Origin of the sequence: Meiothermus rufus DSM 22234, from assembly GCF_000423425.1 — a bacterium.
GTDB lineage: Bacteria > Deinococcota > Deinococci > Deinococcales > Thermaceae > Meiothermus > Meiothermus rufus.
On sequence record NZ_AUHY01000014.1, the window covers coordinates 43,285 to 58,264 of the forward strand.

Below are 14,980 nucleotides of genomic sequence, written 5' to 3' on the forward strand. Positions count from 1 at the left end.
ACAAAGGCCAGGGCTTAGCCAAACCGGGAGTGCAGTGTAGAATCCGCTTCAGAGGAATCTATGGGTCGGTACTTTTTTCTCTTGGTCAACTTGCTGGTGCTCCTCACCATGCTCCTGGCCCCCTGGGCGGTTCCAATGCGGGAGTTCGATGGCACCGGTTACCTCCTCAACCCCCTGGGGCCGATAAACCCCCAGGGTCTCGCCTTGCCGGAGGGGCTTACCTTTGGCTGGATCGGCCCAGTCTTCGTCCTTTGGATTTTGCTGCTTTTGGTTGCCAGCGGCGTGCTGTTTTTGCCCAATGCCGAAAGCCGGGCTCGAGGGCTCTACGTTCTGGGGGGTCTGGGCTTGGCCCTTTTCGCCCTCGAGGCTCTTCTTTTCTACCAGGCGGTGAGCGCGGCCAATGAAGCCGCCTTGGCCGCCGGCGCCCGCCGCCCGCCCTTGCGCCGTTTTGCCCTATCGCTAGGGATGTACGCTGGCTTCTTTTACTCGCTGGCCCTGCTGTTGCTGGCCCGGATGCAGCTTCCGGGGGGGCGGGCCTTCCTGGTACGGCTGCGGGGCGTGGTGGTGCCGGTTTTTTCCCTCTTGCTGGCGGTGGTGGTAGGGGCTTTAGTGGTGGCTGTTCTGAGGCCCGGCCTGGGCACCGAAGGGGTGGAGGGGGTGGGCCTGCGCGAACTGGTGGCGGGGAAGCTCGACTTGGTGACCTACACCTTCCAGATTCTCTTCAGCCCCATTCTGAGCTTGCCCGGCCTGTTCAATAGCCTGGCCTTTGCGACGCCGCTTATCTTTACTGGCTTGGCGGTGTCTTTTGGTTTCCGCGCGGGCTTGTTCAACATCGGGGCCCCAGGCCAGCTCACCATCGGTGCGCTGTTCGCCATGCTGGCGGGGGTATACCTGCCCCTGCCGGGCTGGCTGCTCCTGCCAGCGGCTATCCTGGCCGCGGCCCTAGGTGGGGCCTTGTGGGGGGGCATTGTGGGCTGGCTCAAGGCCCGCTTTGGCGCCAACGAGGTCATCAACACCATCATGATGAACTACATTGCCGCTTCGGTACTGCTGTTTATGCTGGCCGCCAACGAGTACCGCTTTTTCGGCCAGACGGTGCGCCTGCCCTTCAAGGCCGAAGGCTTCGAGGGGCGCAGCGAGGAGATGCAGGAAGGGGCCCGCATCCCCCTGATGATTCATATCCTGGCTCCCGACAGCACCTTTTCCTGGGCTTTGCCTTTGGCAGTGGTGGCTGCGCTGGGGGCCTACTATGGCTTTAGGCGCTGGGAGCTGGGTCAACGCCTCTTGCTGACCATAGTAGCCATGGTGCTGGGCTTTGCGCTGGGCGGGCTGCTGCCTGGCTTCCCAGTGACCATCAGCTCAGCGCTGGCCTCACAGCTGCTCAACGGCTCCTTCCTGATCGCCATTTTGGCCTTGCTCTTCTACAACTTCTACCTTTTCCGTACCTCTGCGGGGTACGAGCTGCGGGCCACTGGTCTGGCACCCAAAGCCGCCGACTACGCCGGGGTGAACCTCAAGCGGAAAACCGTCCTGACCATGGTGATCGCGGGAGCCTTGGCGGGGTTGGCGGCTACCCACTACGTGCTGGGGGCCGGTATGGACGGCACCTACCGGCTCAAGACGGCCATTCCGGCCAGCGTCGGCTTCGATGGTATCGCCGTGGCGCTGATGGGCCAGAACATGCCCCTGGGCATCTTTCTCTCGGCCACCCTGTTCGGCGTGCTGTTGGCCGGGGGGGTCTCGCTCAATGCGCAGCTGGGTATCAGCAACCAGATCATCCAGGTGCTTCAGGCCCTGATTATCCTGTTTATTGCGGTGGGAGGGCTGCTGCCGCGCTACTTCACCGATCCGTTGCGGGCCGCCCAGATCGAGACCGAGGCCAAGGCCGAGCAGGAGGCCCGGCAGGCCAAGTCCGCACCTGCAGGAGGAAACTAAGCCATGGAGATTGTTATCGCGCTCTTTTTTTCCACCCTGCGCCAGGCCGCGCCGCTTTTGCTGACCTCGCTGGGCGGGTTGTTTTCCGAGCGCAGCGGGGTAGTGAACATTGCCCTCGAGGGCATGATTCTCTTTGGTGCCGCTGCCGCGGCCATCACCGTGAACCGCATCGAGGTAGCTACCGGGGGGCAGGTGGCCTTCTGGATTCCCTGGGTGGGTTTGCTGGCCGGGGCCTTGGTGGGCGGGCTGGTGGGCCTGGTGCACGCCATCGCCTGTATCCGCTATCGGGCTGACCAGATTGTCTCTGGTACAGCCATTAACATCGCCGCCCTGGGGGCGCCCTCCATCGTGCTGCAGGTGCTCTACAACAACACCTCCACCTCGCAGGAGGTAGTCAACCGGCTGCCCAATGTGCCTTTGGGGCCGGGCAGCGTCTCGATTCTGGTCATCGTGGCCTTTTTGCTGGTGCCGCTGGTCTGGTGGGTGCTGTTCAAGACCCCCTGGGGGCTGCGCCTGCGGGCGGTGGGCGAGCACCCCGAGGCCGCCGAGACCATGGGCGTGAATGTGATCCGGATGCGCTATACAGCGGTGATTTTGTCCGGGGTACTGGCGGGGATTGCTGGGGCCTATCTCTCGATTGGCTTCCTCAACCAGTTCATCCGGGCCATGAGCGCGGGGGCGGGCTTTATTGCCCTGGCGGCCCTCATCTTCGGCAAGTGGCATCCCTTTGGGGTGCTGGGGGCTACCTTGCTCTTTGGCTTTGCCCAAGCCCTGGCCATCCAGCTTCAGGGGGGCGATATTCTACCCGCCACCATCGTGCAGGCCATGCCCTTTATCCTGACCATGCTGGTGCTGGCCGGCTTCATCGGTCGCAGCCGTCCGCCGGCGGCGGTGGGCAAGCCCTACGACAAGTAGGGGGCTGGCCCACAGAATCCAGGTTTGTGGGGCTACACTTCAAAGGCCCTTTGCGGCACAAGCTGCACGTAGGCCACGGCCCGGGCCACCGTCGAGAAGCCCAGCAGCAGCAGGTACATGCTTATTTGTAGGGGTAGCCAGGTCGAAAGGGTCGAGACCAGGACCAAAGCCTCGAGGATGGCAATCAACAAAAGGTGCTGGCCCAATCCCCCCTGCTGCATCAGGTCCCAGCCTTTGCGAATGGCTTTTTGCCAGGTCTGTTCGTCGTCTACCATGATCTGGAAGGTGTAGAACCACAGCAGGTGGATGGCCATCAGACCCAGATACCCCAGAAGCGAGGCCAGCAGAGCATTCGGCACCGCGACCGGAAGGCCGACCACAAACGCTGCCAGGGCGCTGGTTACAAACACCATTCCCGCCACGATATTGTGCCCGCTGACATGGCCCCACAGGGCCTCGGGGTGCCACGCCCCCGTGCGGGCATAACGGGTTAGAACCGTGTAGAGGCCTACCTGCATGGGCCCGGCCAGCAGGCCCAGGGTAAACAGGCTAACCAACAGGGCTTGGATCAGCAGCCAGACAGTGCCCAAGGGGTGCTGGGCCAAAAGCCCAAAGCTACGGGTGAGCACCTTGCCGATGTCAAGCACCCTGCCCCCCGAGAAACCCATAGCGCTTGCTGAGGGGCATAGTGGTTCCAAGTGTAGCAGAGTGGACTGGGTCGAACATCGGCCCTCGCTGGCCCAAAGGTGGGTCACTCCGGCTTTAGCTCGCTTTTGTGTACGGTAACCAGGCTGCCCTCCTCGGTGAGTAGCTCCACGGTTCCGGCCAGGGGGTTGAGCTTGGCCACTTTGCCGCAGGTGCCGTGGATGCTACAGACCTTGGCGTTCTTGCGCGGTAGGTCGGCCAGAAGCTCCTGGTAGAGGTCGTGCTCGTACTGCAGGCAGCACAGCAAGCGACCACATGGCCCCGAGATTTTTTCTGGTGAGAGGGGAAGCTGCTGGTCGCGGGCCATCTTGATGGAGACCTGGGCAAAGTCCTGTAGCCAGCTCGAGCAACACGACTCCATGCCGCAGGCCCCCAGGGTTCCCAGGTAGGCCGTCCGGTCGCGCGGGCCTTGGGCGATAAACTCCACTCGAGCCCCCGCGAGCTTGTTCAGTTCGCCCACCCAGCGCCGCAGGTCGATGCGCTTTTCGGCGGCATAGTAAACCGATAGGTGGCCTGCATCCAGGGTAAAAGCGCAGCCCAGTACCTTGGCCTCGAGGCCCTCCCGGCGCAGCCGGGCCTTGAGCCACCAGTGCACCTCCTCAGCCCGTGCCTTGAGGCGGGCTTGTTTTTCCAAGTCCTGGGGGGTGGCTAGGCGTACCACCTCCCCTGCAGGCTGGCCCGGGCGGGGCGCCGTGCGCACCTTGGCCAGCTCGAGGCCCCGTTTGCTCTGAACCACCACCCAGCTATCCAGAGGCGGGGCGGGCTCGCTAAAACGATAATCGTAGATTTTAGGGCTGTGCGCAAACCGCACGCCGACACATTGCATGTGAACCTCCCCCAAAAAGGGCAGAATTCTGTACGAAGAGACTGCCGCCAAGGCAATCTTCCCTCAGCCTATCGCAGGATAGGCCGGTAGGGCTAGAGCCGGGCCAGCCGCAAGGCCAGCCAGGTTACCACCAGATCCTCGCTCACATAGGCGGCCAGGGCATCCTGGGCCTGGGCCAGGGCCTCGAGGGCTTGCCGGTAGGCCGGTTGCTCTGGGGAGAGGGCCTGGCCCAGCCGGCGGGCCAGGTAGGGCAAGGCCTCCTCCAACTCGCCCAGTAGCTGCAAGGCTTCCAGGGTCTGGGCGGGCCCGCCCCGTGGCCCCATGGCCTCCAGCACCCCTTCCACCCGGCTAGTCAGCCGGGCCAAGTCCTGGGGGTGCTCGAGGGCCCAGCGAAGCCGCCCCACCGAGCCCTGGGCAAAGGCCAGGGCCTCCGGGTCGGTGCTCAGGGTACGCAGTTCGGCCTCGGGCAGAGGGGCAAACCCTACCTCGAGGCTGCGGCTGGCCAGGGTGGGCAGCACCAGCTCGCGGCTGGGGGCCACCAGCACGATTCGGGCAAAGCCGGGGGGCTCCTCCAGCAGCTTGAGCAGGGCATTGGCGGCGGCCTCGCCCAGCCAGTGGGCCCCGTCGATCACCGCCACCTTGACCCGAAAGCGGGGGTAGGTGCTCATCCACTCCAGCAGGCTGGGCTCCTCCTGCCCCTCACGGGGGGCAATCTGCTCTAGGCGAATCTGGGGAAGGCGGGCTTTGCGCCCAGTCTTGGTCTCGCTTTGCGGGCCGATCTCCAGGTAGTCGGGGTGGGGTTCTAGCCGGCAGGAAGGGCATGCCCCGCAGGGAGGGAAGCCCTGGGCACAATTAAGCCCGGCGGCGAACCAGCGGGCTACCGTGCGCCGGCCCACCCCTTCCGGGCCGCTGAACAGAAAGGTTTGGGCCTTCAGCCTGGGCAAAGTCTCGAGGATGTGCCGATGCCCAAGGACCTTCATACTATTTGCCCAAGACCAGCCGCTCGTAAAGCCACATGGGGAAGCGCTCGTGGTGCAGCCGGGCAAGCACCTGCTCGAGGTTGTACTTGACCCGGAAAAACTCCACGGTGTCCTCGGTTGGGTTCCAGATGGCGTAGGCCGCGCCCACCACCCCGTCGCGGGGCTGGCCGGTGGAACCCGGGTTGACGATAGCCCGCACCCTTGGGGCCACGATGAGCTCGCCTCCCTGGGCGTAGCGCTGGTAGCGGAGCATCGGGCTGGTGGCCTTGGGGTTTGCCAGGTAGAGGTAGCTGCCGGCCAGATGGGTATGGCCGTGAAAAATCCAGCGGTGGGACACCCGCTCGAACACCTCGCGGGCCTGCTCCAGTTCCTCGAGGTAGGCCATCGGGTCGAGCGGGCTGCCGTGCACCAGTAAGGCCCCTTCCACCTCGGTGGTCCAGGGTAGCTGGGAGAGGTACTCGCGGTTCTCGGGGGTTAAGCGCTCGGCCTGCCAGGCCAGAATCTCCAGCACCGGCCCGTCGACCTGCATAGACTCTATGTCCAGTAGCCAGATGTCGTGGTTGCCCAGTACCCCCTTGGCATTGACGGAGCGCAGCCAGTCCAGCACCCGGTTGACGTCGGGGTAGTAGCCTACCGCATCGCCCAGGAAGAGCACTTGGTCGTAACCCCGGGCCTCCTTGAGGATGGCCTCGAGGGCGGGCCAGTTGCCGTGGAGGTCGGAAACGATCAGATAGCGCACAGCCTTACCATCATACCCCCTTGCCCGCCAAAGAGGCGTGCAGAGGCTGAGTCCAAAAACTACCGATTTTCTCTTAGGCGGAAGCGCTGAATCTTGCCGGTGGGGGTGAGGGGCAGTTCATCCACATAGTGCACCTCTCTGGGGTAGGCGTGGTGCCCTACCCGCTGGCGCACCTCCTCCTGCAAGGCCTGGGTTAGACCGGGCGTGCCCACCTGCCCCGGGCGGAGCTTGATGTAGGCCACGATGCGCTGGCCCCGCTGGGCGTCGGCCACCCCTACGACCGCCGCCATGGCCACCGCGGGGTGGTGCAGCAGGGCTTCTTCCACCTCGAAGGGGCTGATACGATACCCGGCGCTTTTGATTAGGTCGTCAGCGCGGGCTTTGAACCACAGGTAGCTGTCCTCGTCTTTGCTGCCCAGGTCGCCGGTTTTCAGGTAGGGGCCGATGAACTTCTGCTCTGTGGCCTCGGGGTTGTTCCAGTACGCTAAAAAAGCGACCGGATCGGGGGTGCGCAAGGCGATCTCGCCCACCTCGCCGGGGGGCAGCGGCTGGCCGGCCTCATCGATGATCTCAACCTGGTGGCCGGGGTAGGGGAGCCCCATGGAGCCAGGGCGGATGGGGTCGGTGGTGTAGCTGTTGCCTACCAGCAGGTTGGCCTCGGTCTGGCCATAAAACTCGTTGACCGGTAGGCCGAAATTCGCCTCCACCCAGGCCAGAAGCTCAGCGCCCAAGGGTTCGCCCCCCGAGTGAATGCTCTTCAGTGCAGGAGGGTTTTTGATGTGCTCGAGCTGGCGTAGCAGCTTGAGCGCGGTGGGGAAGAGGAAGGTGTGGGTCACCCTTTGGCTTCGCAGAAGGTGCAGGGCCTCTTCGGGGTCGAAGCGCCTCGAGCGGTAGGCCACCACGGTGTAGCCCCCGGCCCAGGCACACAGCAGCACGTTGAGCAGCCCGCCAATCCAGGCCCAGTCGGCTGCCGACCAGTAGATGGCCTCTTCCCCTGGGAAGTTGCAGAACATGCGAAAACCGGGCAGATGGCCCAGCAGGGTGCGGTGTGGCAGCAGAACCCCCTTGGGCTTGCCGGTGGTGCCGGAAGTGTAGATCAGTAGGGCGGGGTCCTCGGCCCGGGTGGGGTGGGGGGTAAACTCGGGGTGGGCTGCCCCTAGGTTTTCCAGGATCTGCTCCCGGTAAATGACCGGCAGATCGGCGGGCCGCTTTAGGTCCAGCGCCTCGAGGGCTGCCCGCTCGGCGATCAGTAGGCGGGCTCCGGCGTGTTCCAGCCGGTACAGCAAAGCATCCCGCCCAAACAGAAGGGAGAGCGGCAGGGCAATGGCCCCCAGCTTGTAAAGGGCTAGGTGAGCCAAGGCCAGCTCGAGGGACTGGCCCATTAAGAGCCCTACCCGGTCTCTGGGTCTTAGGCCCTGGGCTTGTAAAAAGTTGGCCAGCCGGTTGGAGAGCTGGTGTAGCTCGGCGAAGGTGGTTTGCCGTTGCAGTTGGGGTTCGATCAGGGCCGGGCGGTGGGGGTGTTTTTGGGCAGCGCGGCCTACCGTAGCCTCGGCCAGGTTGAAGAAGGCCGGCACCTGCCAGCAAAACTGCTGGGCTAGCACGGCTCTGGGAGCGGGGGCAAAGCGCAGGCTGTCCACTTTTCCTTCCAATATACTGGCCCTGGGGGCTATTTTGCTATGCCAAAGACCGCTACGCCGCCAGCCCATTGGCTCACCGCTTTGCTGGAGGAACGAACCCGAACCCTGGTGGACGAGTTCGGCAGTTTTTACGCCTCGCTCGAGGGGGCCTACGGGGGCGAGACCCTGCTATTGTGGATGCCGGCTTCTTGGCTGGAGGAGGTGCTGCCCCAGCTACCCCATCGCTTCAAGGGACGGCTGGTGCTGGGCCTCGACTTTTCCGAAGGCCATGCGGCTCCCTTTGCCCGGGCCCTCTACTGGGCCAGCCCGCGCCGGGCGCTGGTGGTGTGTGCGGGGGAGGGCTTGGGCATCCGCTACCCTGGCCAAAAAGAAGTGGCCGAGGGGGTGTGGGTTCCCTGGGACGACCCCCGCCAGGCTCGGCTGCTCGAGGTGGCGCTCAGGCCGGAGTTTGGCTACCTCGAGCCCAGGGCCTATGCCCCCTGGGAAGCCCCGGCCCCGGCCCCACTGCCTACCTTTGAAGGGCCGCGGGTAGGGGCCTTGGGCTGGGCCCAGGGTATACCCACCTACGGCATAGGTCTGGTAGGCTTAGGAGGAAGCCTCGAGGCCCTGCTCCGCGCCTGGCGAATGGCCTAGCAGGTGGGGCTTCCAACCGGCAATTACTACACGAGGAGGAGTAGCGTGCTGTTTGCCATCCTGTTTACCATCGGCTCGATTCTGGTGACCTGGCTTCTGTACCTGGCCTTGCGCCCCCGCACCCTCGAGGTCGAAAGCGAGGGGGCTGACCTGCGCTATATCGGCATGGCCCTGATCCTGATCATCCTCACCGCGGCCACGGTGGCCTCGATGCTCATTCTGGGTAAGCTGGGCCAGGCGACCATTAGTTTCTAGTCTGGACTGGGCACAGACTGCTGCGTGCTGCAAGGCAGGCAGCAAGGCCCTCTTGAACTGGGCGCAGCCCTTACCGGTAAAGGCAGAGCACCGTCAGGTACATCCCCAGGCTGCCCAGCAGCACGAACAGGTGCCAGAGGCCGTGGAAGCCCACCCGTTGCGGCAGCGGGTTGGGCCACTTGGTGGCGTAGACCAGGGCCCCTAGGCTGTAGGCTACCCCACCGGCTATCAGGAACCCTAAGGCCCAGGGGGTAATGGCCAGCTTGGGCAGAAAAAAGACCGCGAGCCAGCCCATGCCCAGGTAGGTGGCGGTGTACAGCCAGCGGGGGGCCTTAAGGGTCACCAGTTTGAGGCCCACCCCCAGAGCGGCCAGGGTCCAGACCAGGCCCAAGGCCCAGGGCCGCCAGGCTGGCTCGAGGGCTTGTAAAAGCACAGGGGTGTAGGTTCCGGCGATAAAGAGAAAAATAGCGGCGTGATCCAGCTTACGTAGCCAGAGTAAGGCTCGTTCGGAGACCCGTAGGGCGTGGTAGAGGGCCGAGGAGGTGTACATCAGCACCATGCTGAGGCCGAAGACCAAAGCCCCGGCGACCTTGGCAGCACTGCCTTGGGTAAAGAACAGCAGCACTACCGTGCCAACCAGGCCCAATAGAGCTCCGGCGGCGTGGGAGAGGGCGTTGAAGGGCTCGCGGGCCCCCCGGCTGAACCAAGGAAAGGAGGGGTTCTTCATAAACAGCCTGACCCTAGTGTAGCGGCTACGAGATGAGAGGGATGGCTAGCCCGAGAGCTTGCGGGTGAGCAGGGCTTGCAAAATTTGGGGATTGGCCTGCCCCTGGGTCTCCCGCATGGCCTGGCCCACAAAGAAGCCCAGCAGACCGGTCTTGCCCGCGCGGTAGGCCGCGACCTTTTCCGGGTACTGGGCCAGGATGCGCTCGAGGAGGGCCTCGAGGGTGGCTTCATCGCTTAGCTGCCGCAGCCCCTTGCGCGCGACCAGTTCGGCGGGGTCGGCGCCCTCGGCTAAGGCCTCGGCCAGCACATCTTTGGCAATGCGGCTGTTGATCTGGCCTTCCTGCAGAAGTCGTACCAGTGCGGCCAGCCCTTGGGGAGAGACCCGGCAGGTGTCGGCCCGGATGGCTGGGCCTAGGTCGTTGACCACCCATCCGGCCAGGGCGGCCAGGGGGGCATGGGCGGCGGCCTCTTGCAGATACGCCGCCAGCCGAGGCTCCCGCGCCAGTACCAAAGCCTCCGCCGCCCCAACCCCCTGGGCCTGGAAGGCCTCGAAGCGGGCCTGCTGTTCGGGGCTGAGCGGGGCCAGACTGGGAGCTGGCGCAGCCACACGAACAGGCTTTTGCCGCTCGTCTTGGCCTTCGCTGGCCTTGCTCCAGGTGTCCTTCAGGGTCACGATGCGGTTGAAGACCAGGGCCTCGGGCCTGGAGTCAAGCGGGTCTTGCCAGAAATAGCCCAACCGCTCGAGCTGGTAGCGGGTCTGGGGTGGGTCGGCCAGCACGCTCTTTTCGATATACCCCTGCACCACCTCGAGGCTTTTGGGGTTCAGGAAGGCCAGGAAGTCCTTTTCCTCGGCCTCGTGTTCATCCTCGTGTTCCTTAGCCTCGGCCTCGGGGTGTGGTACGGTGAAAAGCCGGTCGTAGAGGCGGAACTCCGCCGGTACAGCCTCGGCCTCGCTAACCCAGTGGATGACCCCCGCCGCCTTACCCTCTTCCCCCAGCCAGGTACAGCGTAGTTCGCACACCGCCCCGGAGGCATCGGTCGAGTAGTCGTCGCAGCGGATGACCCCGGCCATCTTCAAGCGCACCTGGCCTCCGGGCCTCAGGCGCTTGAAACCAGGAGGGGGGGTTAGGGCAAAGTCCTCCTGCTCGATGTAGACCACCGACGATAGAACCCGTGGGCGGGTGGCCTCCTCGGGCTGGACCCGCCGTCCATCGGGGAGGGGAACCCGGCCACCGGGGGACTCCGCCACCACGTCGTGGGGCCAGTAGGGCATGGCGATGGTTCTAGGCTCGGCTAGGTTGGTAAGCACCACCCGCAGCGGGCGTAAAACCCCCATCACCCGGGGGGCCACGGTGTTGAGGTCGTCGCGGATGGCCCCTTCTAAAAGGGCTATGTCCACCGTGCGGTTGGTGCGGGAGATGCCTACCTGGCGGGCAAAGCGCAGAATGGCCTCGGGGCGCACCCCCCGTCGCCGCTGGGCGGCCAGGGTGGGCAGGCGGGGGTCGTCCCAGCCCCGCACATAGCCACCTTCCACCAGCTTCTTCAGCTTGCGCTTGGAGACCACGGTGTACTCCAGGCTACGGCGGCCAAACTCGTACTGCCGGGGTGGGTCGCCGGGCCGGGTGCGGATTTCCTCCCAGAGGTGCTCCATCAGCCAGTCGTAGATGGCCCGGTTATCCACGAACTCCAGGCTGCACAGGCTGTGGGTAACCCCGTCTAGGGCATCCGCAGTGGCCTGGGCGAAGTCGTAGGAGGGGTAGATGCACCACTTCCTGCCGGTACGGTAGTGGGGGGCATGGACGATGCGGTAGAGCACTGGGTCGCGCAGCTTCATGTTGGGGCTGGCCAGGTCGATCTTGGCCCGCAGCACGTGCTCGCCATTTTTGAATTCCCCGGCGCGCATCCGCCGGAACAGCTCGAGGTTCTCCTCCACGCTGCGCTCCCGGTAGGGGCTAGGGGTGCCGGGCTGGTCCACCGTGCCGCGCAGCCGGGCCATCTCCTCAGGGGAGACGCTGTCCACATAGGCCAGCCCCTTCTGGATCAGCCGTTCGGCCATGGCGTAGAGCTTTTCGAAATAGTCCGAAGCGTAGCTGACCTTAGGCCCCCAGTCCCAGCCCAGCCAGCGCATATCGGCAATCAGGGCCTCGGCGTACTCGGCTTTTTCGGTCTCGGGGTTGGTGTCGTCCATGCGCAAGCGGCACTCCCCGCCGTAGTCCTTGGCGATGCCGAAGTCGATGTAGCTGGCGATGGCGTGCCCCAGGTGGGCATAACCGTTGGGCTCAGGGGGAAAGCGGGTGACCACCTTGGGGTAGCGGCCTGCTTTCAGGTCCTCATCGATAATCTCGGTGATGAAATTGGGGCTAACCCATCTGTGCTTGTACTCTGTCATAAAGCTTCCCGCGGTGCCGTGATTGGAACTAGTCGGTGATGCCGGCCATCCATAGCCCCAGCTTCTCCTCGCTAGCCTGGCTGGCCTCGAGCTCGCCCATAATGCGGCCTTCAAACATAACCAGGATACGATCAGCCAGGGAGCGCACCTCGTTGAGGTCAGCCGAGACCAGCAGCACGGCCATACCCGCGTCGCGGGCCTTGACGATGTTTTCATGGATAAACTCGATGGCCCCAATATCCACCCCGCGGGTGGGCTGGGCTGCCACCAGTACCTTGGGCTTGCGGCTCAGCTCACGTCCCACGATGATTTTTTGGGCGTTGCCGCCGGAGTAACGCCGGGCGGGGAGATCGGTGCTACGGGGGCGGATGTCGAAGCGTTCCACAATCTCACGGGCCTGCTGCTCGATGGCCTCGGCATGCAAAAAGCCCAGGAAACCGGCGTTGGGAGGGCGGTAGTGGTCGCCCAGAATCAGGTTTTCCCGGGTGGTGAAGTCCAGCACCAGGCCGCGGGCGTTGCGGTCTTCGGGGATGTGGGACAGGCCCCATTCCCGCACCACCCGGGCACTGGGCTTTAGGGGCTGGCCGCCGTAGAGGATGCGGCCCTCATAAGGGCGTAGGCCGGTGATGGCCTCGACCAGCTCGGTCTGTCCGTTGCCCTCTACCCCGGCGATGCCGACGATCTCGCCGGAGCGTACCTGGAAGGAGACACCCTCGAGGCGATGCTTTTTGTCCTTGCCCGGAACGCTGAGGTTGACCACCTCGAGGGCCACCTCGCGGGGCTGGGCCGGGCCTTTGTCCACCGATAGAATCACCTCCCGCCCCACCATCATGCGGGCCAGCTCGGCCACGTTGGTCTGGGGGGTGTGGACGGTGCCGACCACCTTGCCGTCGCGGATTACCGTAACCCGGTCGGAGAGTTGGATGACCTCGGCCAGCTTGTGGCTAATGAAGATCACCGCGTGGCCCTGGGCCACGTAACGGCGCAAAAAGGCAAACAGCTCCTCGGCTTCCTGCGGGGTAAGTACCGCAGTGGGCTCATCCAGGATGAGGATTCGGGCCTTGCGGTAGAGGGCTTTGAGGATTTCCACCCGCTGCTGCAAGCCTACCGGCAGTTCCTCCACCGGGGTGTCCAGGGGCAGGCTGAACTCGAGGTCCTTCATCAAAGCCTCTACCTCGGCCCGGGCCTGGGCCAGGTTGAGCTGGGCCCCTTGGGTAGGCTCAGCCCCCAGGATGATGTTTTCCAGCACCGTGAAGGGGTCTATCAGCATGAAGTGCTGGTGCACCATGCCAATCCCTAGGGCGATGGCGTCGCCCGGCTCTTTGATCTGGACGGGCTTGCCATCTACCCAGATTTCCCCCTGGTCGGGTTTGACCAGGCCGTAGACGATTTTCATCAGGGTAGACTTACCCGCCCCGTTTTCGCCTACCACCGCCAGCACCTCACCCCAACGTACCTCGAGGGAGATGCGGTCGTTGGCCAGCACCAGCGGGTAGCGCTTGGTGATGTTTTTTAGTTCCAGGGCCATCGCGCCATCCGAGGGCACGCCAATGGAAGCCGGGTCGCTCATGAACCCAATCATACAGGGTGAGGAAGCAGGCAAAAAAGCCCAGGGAGGTGTTCCCTGGGCTTTGCTGGAGAAGCGTACTAGCGCCTATCCGGCACCTTAAGCGCGCCGGAGATGATTTGGGCCCGGATAACGTTCAAGCGGTCGATCACCGCCTGGGGAATGAGGGCCCGGTTGTACTCGTCCAGGGCGTAGCCTACCCCGTTGTTGCTCAGGCCGAACTCGCGCACCCCACCTTTGAAGGTTCCCTCTTTGACAGCTTTGATGACCTCAAAGGTGGCTACGTCCACCCGCTTGAGCATGGAGGTCAGGACATGGTTGAGGGTGTTGGGGTTGTTGTCGGTATCGCCCAGGTAGTTCTGGTTGGCGTCCACCCCAATCATGAATAGCGGGCGGGTGGTAGCCGCGGGGCAGGACTGATTGTAAGCAGGGTAGCGCGGTACGTTGGCCCCGTTGTTGGAGATGAAGCGCACACCCGAGGGCAGGTCGCCCTGCTTCAAGCAGCGCTGCTGCTTCACGAAGTCCAGCACCCCCAGGCCCGAGGCGCCGGCAGCGGCATAGATGATGTCCGCGCCCTGCTTGGCCTGGGCGGTGGCGATCTCCTTGGCCTTGCCAGGGTCGTTCCAGGCAGCGGGGGTGTTGCCTACGTAGTTGATCAGCACCCGGGGGTTGGCGATGCCGCGCTCGCGCATCCCGGCAATGGCCCCAGCCCGGTAGCCTTGCTCAAACTTGTGGATGAGGGGAATATCCATGCCCCCCACGAAGCCCACCACGCCGGTGTTGGTCATCCGACCGGCGATGTAGCCCACCAGGTAGCTGCCCTCGTGCTCGCGGAAGACCAGACCCACCGCGTTCTCGCACTTGCCCTCGCAGGGTACCGAGTCGATTACGGCAAACTTGACGTCTTTGAACTCCTGGGCGTTGCGGGTGATGGAGGGTTCGTTGGCAAAGCCCACCCCAATGATTAGGTCGAAGCCTTCTTCGGCGAAGCGGCGGATGCCCTGGCCTACCTGGCCGGGGTCGCCCGGCTCAAAGTCGAAGACCCGCACCCCTAGCTCGCGCGCGGCGCGCTGGGCCCCTTCAAAGGTGGACTGGTTGAAGCTCCGGTCGTTTTTGCCACCCGCGTCGAAGGCCATGCCTACGCGGATTTGCTGGGCTAGCCCCAGGCCTAGGGCAGTAGCCACGGCTAAACCAAGTGCGATGAGTTTTTTCATGCGATTTGCCTCCGTAAACTGGCTGTTAGCCTCCGGCATTATAGGGCAAAAGTGGCCCCTTCTGAAAGAAGTGTAATCGGTCAACACATGTGAGACTGGGGAACCGACTCCTCCTGCATCTTAGCTAAATACTCCAAGGGAGCAAGACCCTGTAATCGGTCAACACATGTGAGACTGGGGAACCGACTCCTCCTGCATCTTAGCTAAATACTCCAAGGGAGCAAGACCCCCCAGGGCCATGTGAGGCCTTCGGCGGTTGTAGTGGTCCAGGTAGGCATCCAGCTCTGCCTGTAGCTCGCTGAGCCGGGGGGGCAGAGGCCGGGTATAGAGCTCCTCCCTAAAGGTCCGTTGCACCCGCTCCACGTGACCATTGAGTTTAGGACTCCTCGGCGGCAGCACAAACAAGGCAATCCCCAGAGCACAGCAGGCCTCCTCAAACTCGGCCATGAACTCGCTGCC

General features: G+C 64.1%; 13 protein-coding genes and 1 pseudogene. 4 read left to right on the plus strand and 10 right to left on the minus strand.

Features of this window, described 5'->3' with window-relative positions:
* Window positions 1-60: 60 nt before the first annotated feature.
* Both G552_RS0104125 and G552_RS0104130 read left to right on the plus strand, forming a co-directional pair.
* Window positions 61-1,935 (plus strand): ABC transporter permease, encoded by a 1,875-nt coding sequence (locus G552_RS0104125; RefSeq protein ID WP_027881874.1) that lies wholly within the window; start codon window positions 61-63, stop codon window positions 1,933-1,935.
* A 3-nt stretch (window positions 1,936-1,938) separates the two neighbouring features.
* Window positions 1,939-2,850, plus strand: coding sequence for an ABC transporter permease (locus G552_RS0104130; protein WP_027881875.1), 912 nt, complete (start codon window positions 1,939-1,941; stop codon window positions 2,848-2,850).
* Window positions 2,851-2,882: 32 nt separating this feature from the next.
* On the opposite strand, the gene G552_RS0104135 is transcribed toward G552_RS0104130, so the two are convergent.
* The 5 genes from G552_RS0104135 to G552_RS0104155 all read right to left on the minus strand — a co-directional run bounded on the left by G552_RS0104135 (window position 2,883) and on the right by G552_RS0104155 (window position 7,737).
* On the minus strand, window positions 2,883-3,497 hold the full coding sequence (locus tag G552_RS0104135; protein ID WP_027881876.1) for a hypothetical protein: 615 nt from the start codon (window positions 3,495-3,497) through the stop codon (window positions 2,883-2,885).
* Window positions 3,498-3,601: 104 nt separating this feature from the next.
* The gene (locus G552_RS0104140) at window positions 3,602-4,381 is read right to left on the minus strand and encodes a PSP1 domain-containing protein (RefSeq protein WP_027881877.1); all 780 of its coding nucleotides are present in this window, start codon (window positions 4,379-4,381) and stop codon (window positions 3,602-3,604) included.
* Between the two features lie 92 nt (window positions 4,382-4,473).
* The gene (locus G552_RS0104145) at window positions 4,474-5,361 is read right to left on the minus strand and encodes a DNA polymerase III subunit gamma/tau (protein WP_027881878.1); all 888 of its coding nucleotides are present in this window, start codon (window positions 5,359-5,361) and stop codon (window positions 4,474-4,476) included.
* Between the two features lies 1 nt (window position 5,362).
* Window positions 5,363-6,100: a metallophosphoesterase family protein gene (locus G552_RS0104150; RefSeq protein WP_027881879.1), complete on the minus strand. Its 738-nt coding sequence runs from the start codon at window positions 6,098-6,100 to the stop codon at window positions 5,363-5,365.
* A 59-nt stretch (window positions 6,101-6,159) separates the two neighbouring features.
* Window positions 6,160-7,737: an AMP-binding protein gene (locus G552_RS0104155; RefSeq protein ID WP_051195671.1), complete on the minus strand. Its 1,578-nt coding sequence runs from the start codon at window positions 7,735-7,737 to the stop codon at window positions 6,160-6,162.
* A gap of 39 nt (window positions 7,738-7,776) precedes the next feature.
* Between G552_RS0104155 and G552_RS0104160 the strand changes: the two genes are divergently transcribed.
* Window positions 7,777-8,370, plus strand: a complete 594-nt coding sequence (locus G552_RS0104160; protein WP_027881881.1) for a hypothetical protein — start codon at window positions 7,777-7,779, stop codon at window positions 8,368-8,370.
* Between the two features lie 45 nt (window positions 8,371-8,415).
* Window positions 8,416-8,625, plus strand: coding sequence for a hypothetical protein (locus tag G552_RS0104165; RefSeq protein ID WP_027881882.1), 210 nt, complete (start codon window positions 8,416-8,418; stop codon window positions 8,623-8,625).
* Window positions 8,626-8,695: 70 nt separating this feature from the next.
* On the opposite strand, the gene trhA is transcribed toward G552_RS0104165, so the two are convergent.
* The 5 genes and pseudogenes from trhA to G552_RS14740 all read right to left on the minus strand — a co-directional run.
* Entirely contained in the window at window positions 8,696-9,352 is a 657-nt protein-coding gene (trhA, locus tag G552_RS0104170) for a PAQR family membrane homeostasis protein TrhA (protein WP_027881883.1), read from the minus strand.
* A 45-nt stretch (window positions 9,353-9,397) separates the two neighbouring features.
* A complete protein-coding gene (locus G552_RS0104175) occupies window positions 9,398-11,740 on the minus strand; it encodes a glutamine--tRNA ligase/YqeY domain fusion protein (RefSeq protein WP_027881884.1) in 2,343 nt (780 codons plus the stop codon).
* A 28-nt stretch (window positions 11,741-11,768) separates the two neighbouring features.
* Window positions 11,769-13,310 carry an ABC transporter ATP-binding protein gene (locus G552_RS0104180; protein WP_051195672.1) on the minus strand — a complete coding sequence of 514 codons (1,542 nt, stop codon included), beginning with the start codon at window positions 13,308-13,310 and terminating at the stop codon, window positions 11,769-11,771.
* 77 nt (window positions 13,311-13,387) lie between these two features.
* The gene (locus tag G552_RS0104185; protein ID WP_027881886.1) at window positions 13,388-14,521 is read right to left on the minus strand and encodes a BMP family lipoprotein; all 1,134 of its coding nucleotides are present in this window, start codon (window positions 14,519-14,521) and stop codon (window positions 13,388-13,390) included.
* Window positions 14,522-14,645: 124 nt separating this feature from the next.
* Window positions 14,646-14,980 (minus strand): annotated as a pseudogene (locus G552_RS14740) (integrase core domain-containing protein); the annotation flags it as partial.

Excerpts from the sequence above, each read along its gene's own strand:
- G552_RS0104125 (WP_027881874.1), top strand. The coding sequence starts at position 61 with ATGGGTCGGTACTTTTTTCTCTTGGTCAACTTGCTGGTGCTCCTCACC.
- G552_RS0104130 (WP_027881875.1), top strand. The coding sequence starts at position 1,939 with ATGGAGATTGTTATCGCGCTCTTTTTTTCCACCCTGCGCCAGGCCGCG.
- G552_RS0104140 (WP_027881877.1), bottom strand. The coding sequence starts at position 4,381 with ATGCAATGTGTCGGCGTGCGGTTTGCGCACAGCCCTAAAATCTACGAT.
- G552_RS0104145 (WP_027881878.1), bottom strand. The coding sequence starts at position 5,361 with ATGAAGGTCCTTGGGCATCGGCACATCCTCGAGACTTTGCCCAGGCTG.
- G552_RS0104160 (WP_027881881.1), top strand. The coding sequence starts at position 7,777 with ATGCCAAAGACCGCTACGCCGCCAGCCCATTGGCTCACCGCTTTGCTG.
- trhA (WP_027881883.1), bottom strand. The coding sequence starts at position 9,352 with ATGAAGAACCCCTCCTTTCCTTGGTTCAGCCGGGGGGCCCGCGAGCCC.
- G552_RS0104175 (WP_027881884.1), bottom strand. The coding sequence starts at position 11,740 with ATGACAGAGTACAAGCACAGATGGGTTAGCCCCAATTTCATCACCGAG.
- G552_RS0104180 (WP_051195672.1), bottom strand. The coding sequence starts at position 13,310 with ATGAGCGACCCGGCTTCCATTGGCGTGCCCTCGGATGGCGCGATGGCC.
- G552_RS0104185 (WP_027881886.1), bottom strand. The coding sequence starts at position 14,521 with ATGAAAAAACTCATCGCACTTGGTTTAGCCGTGGCTACTGCCCTAGGC.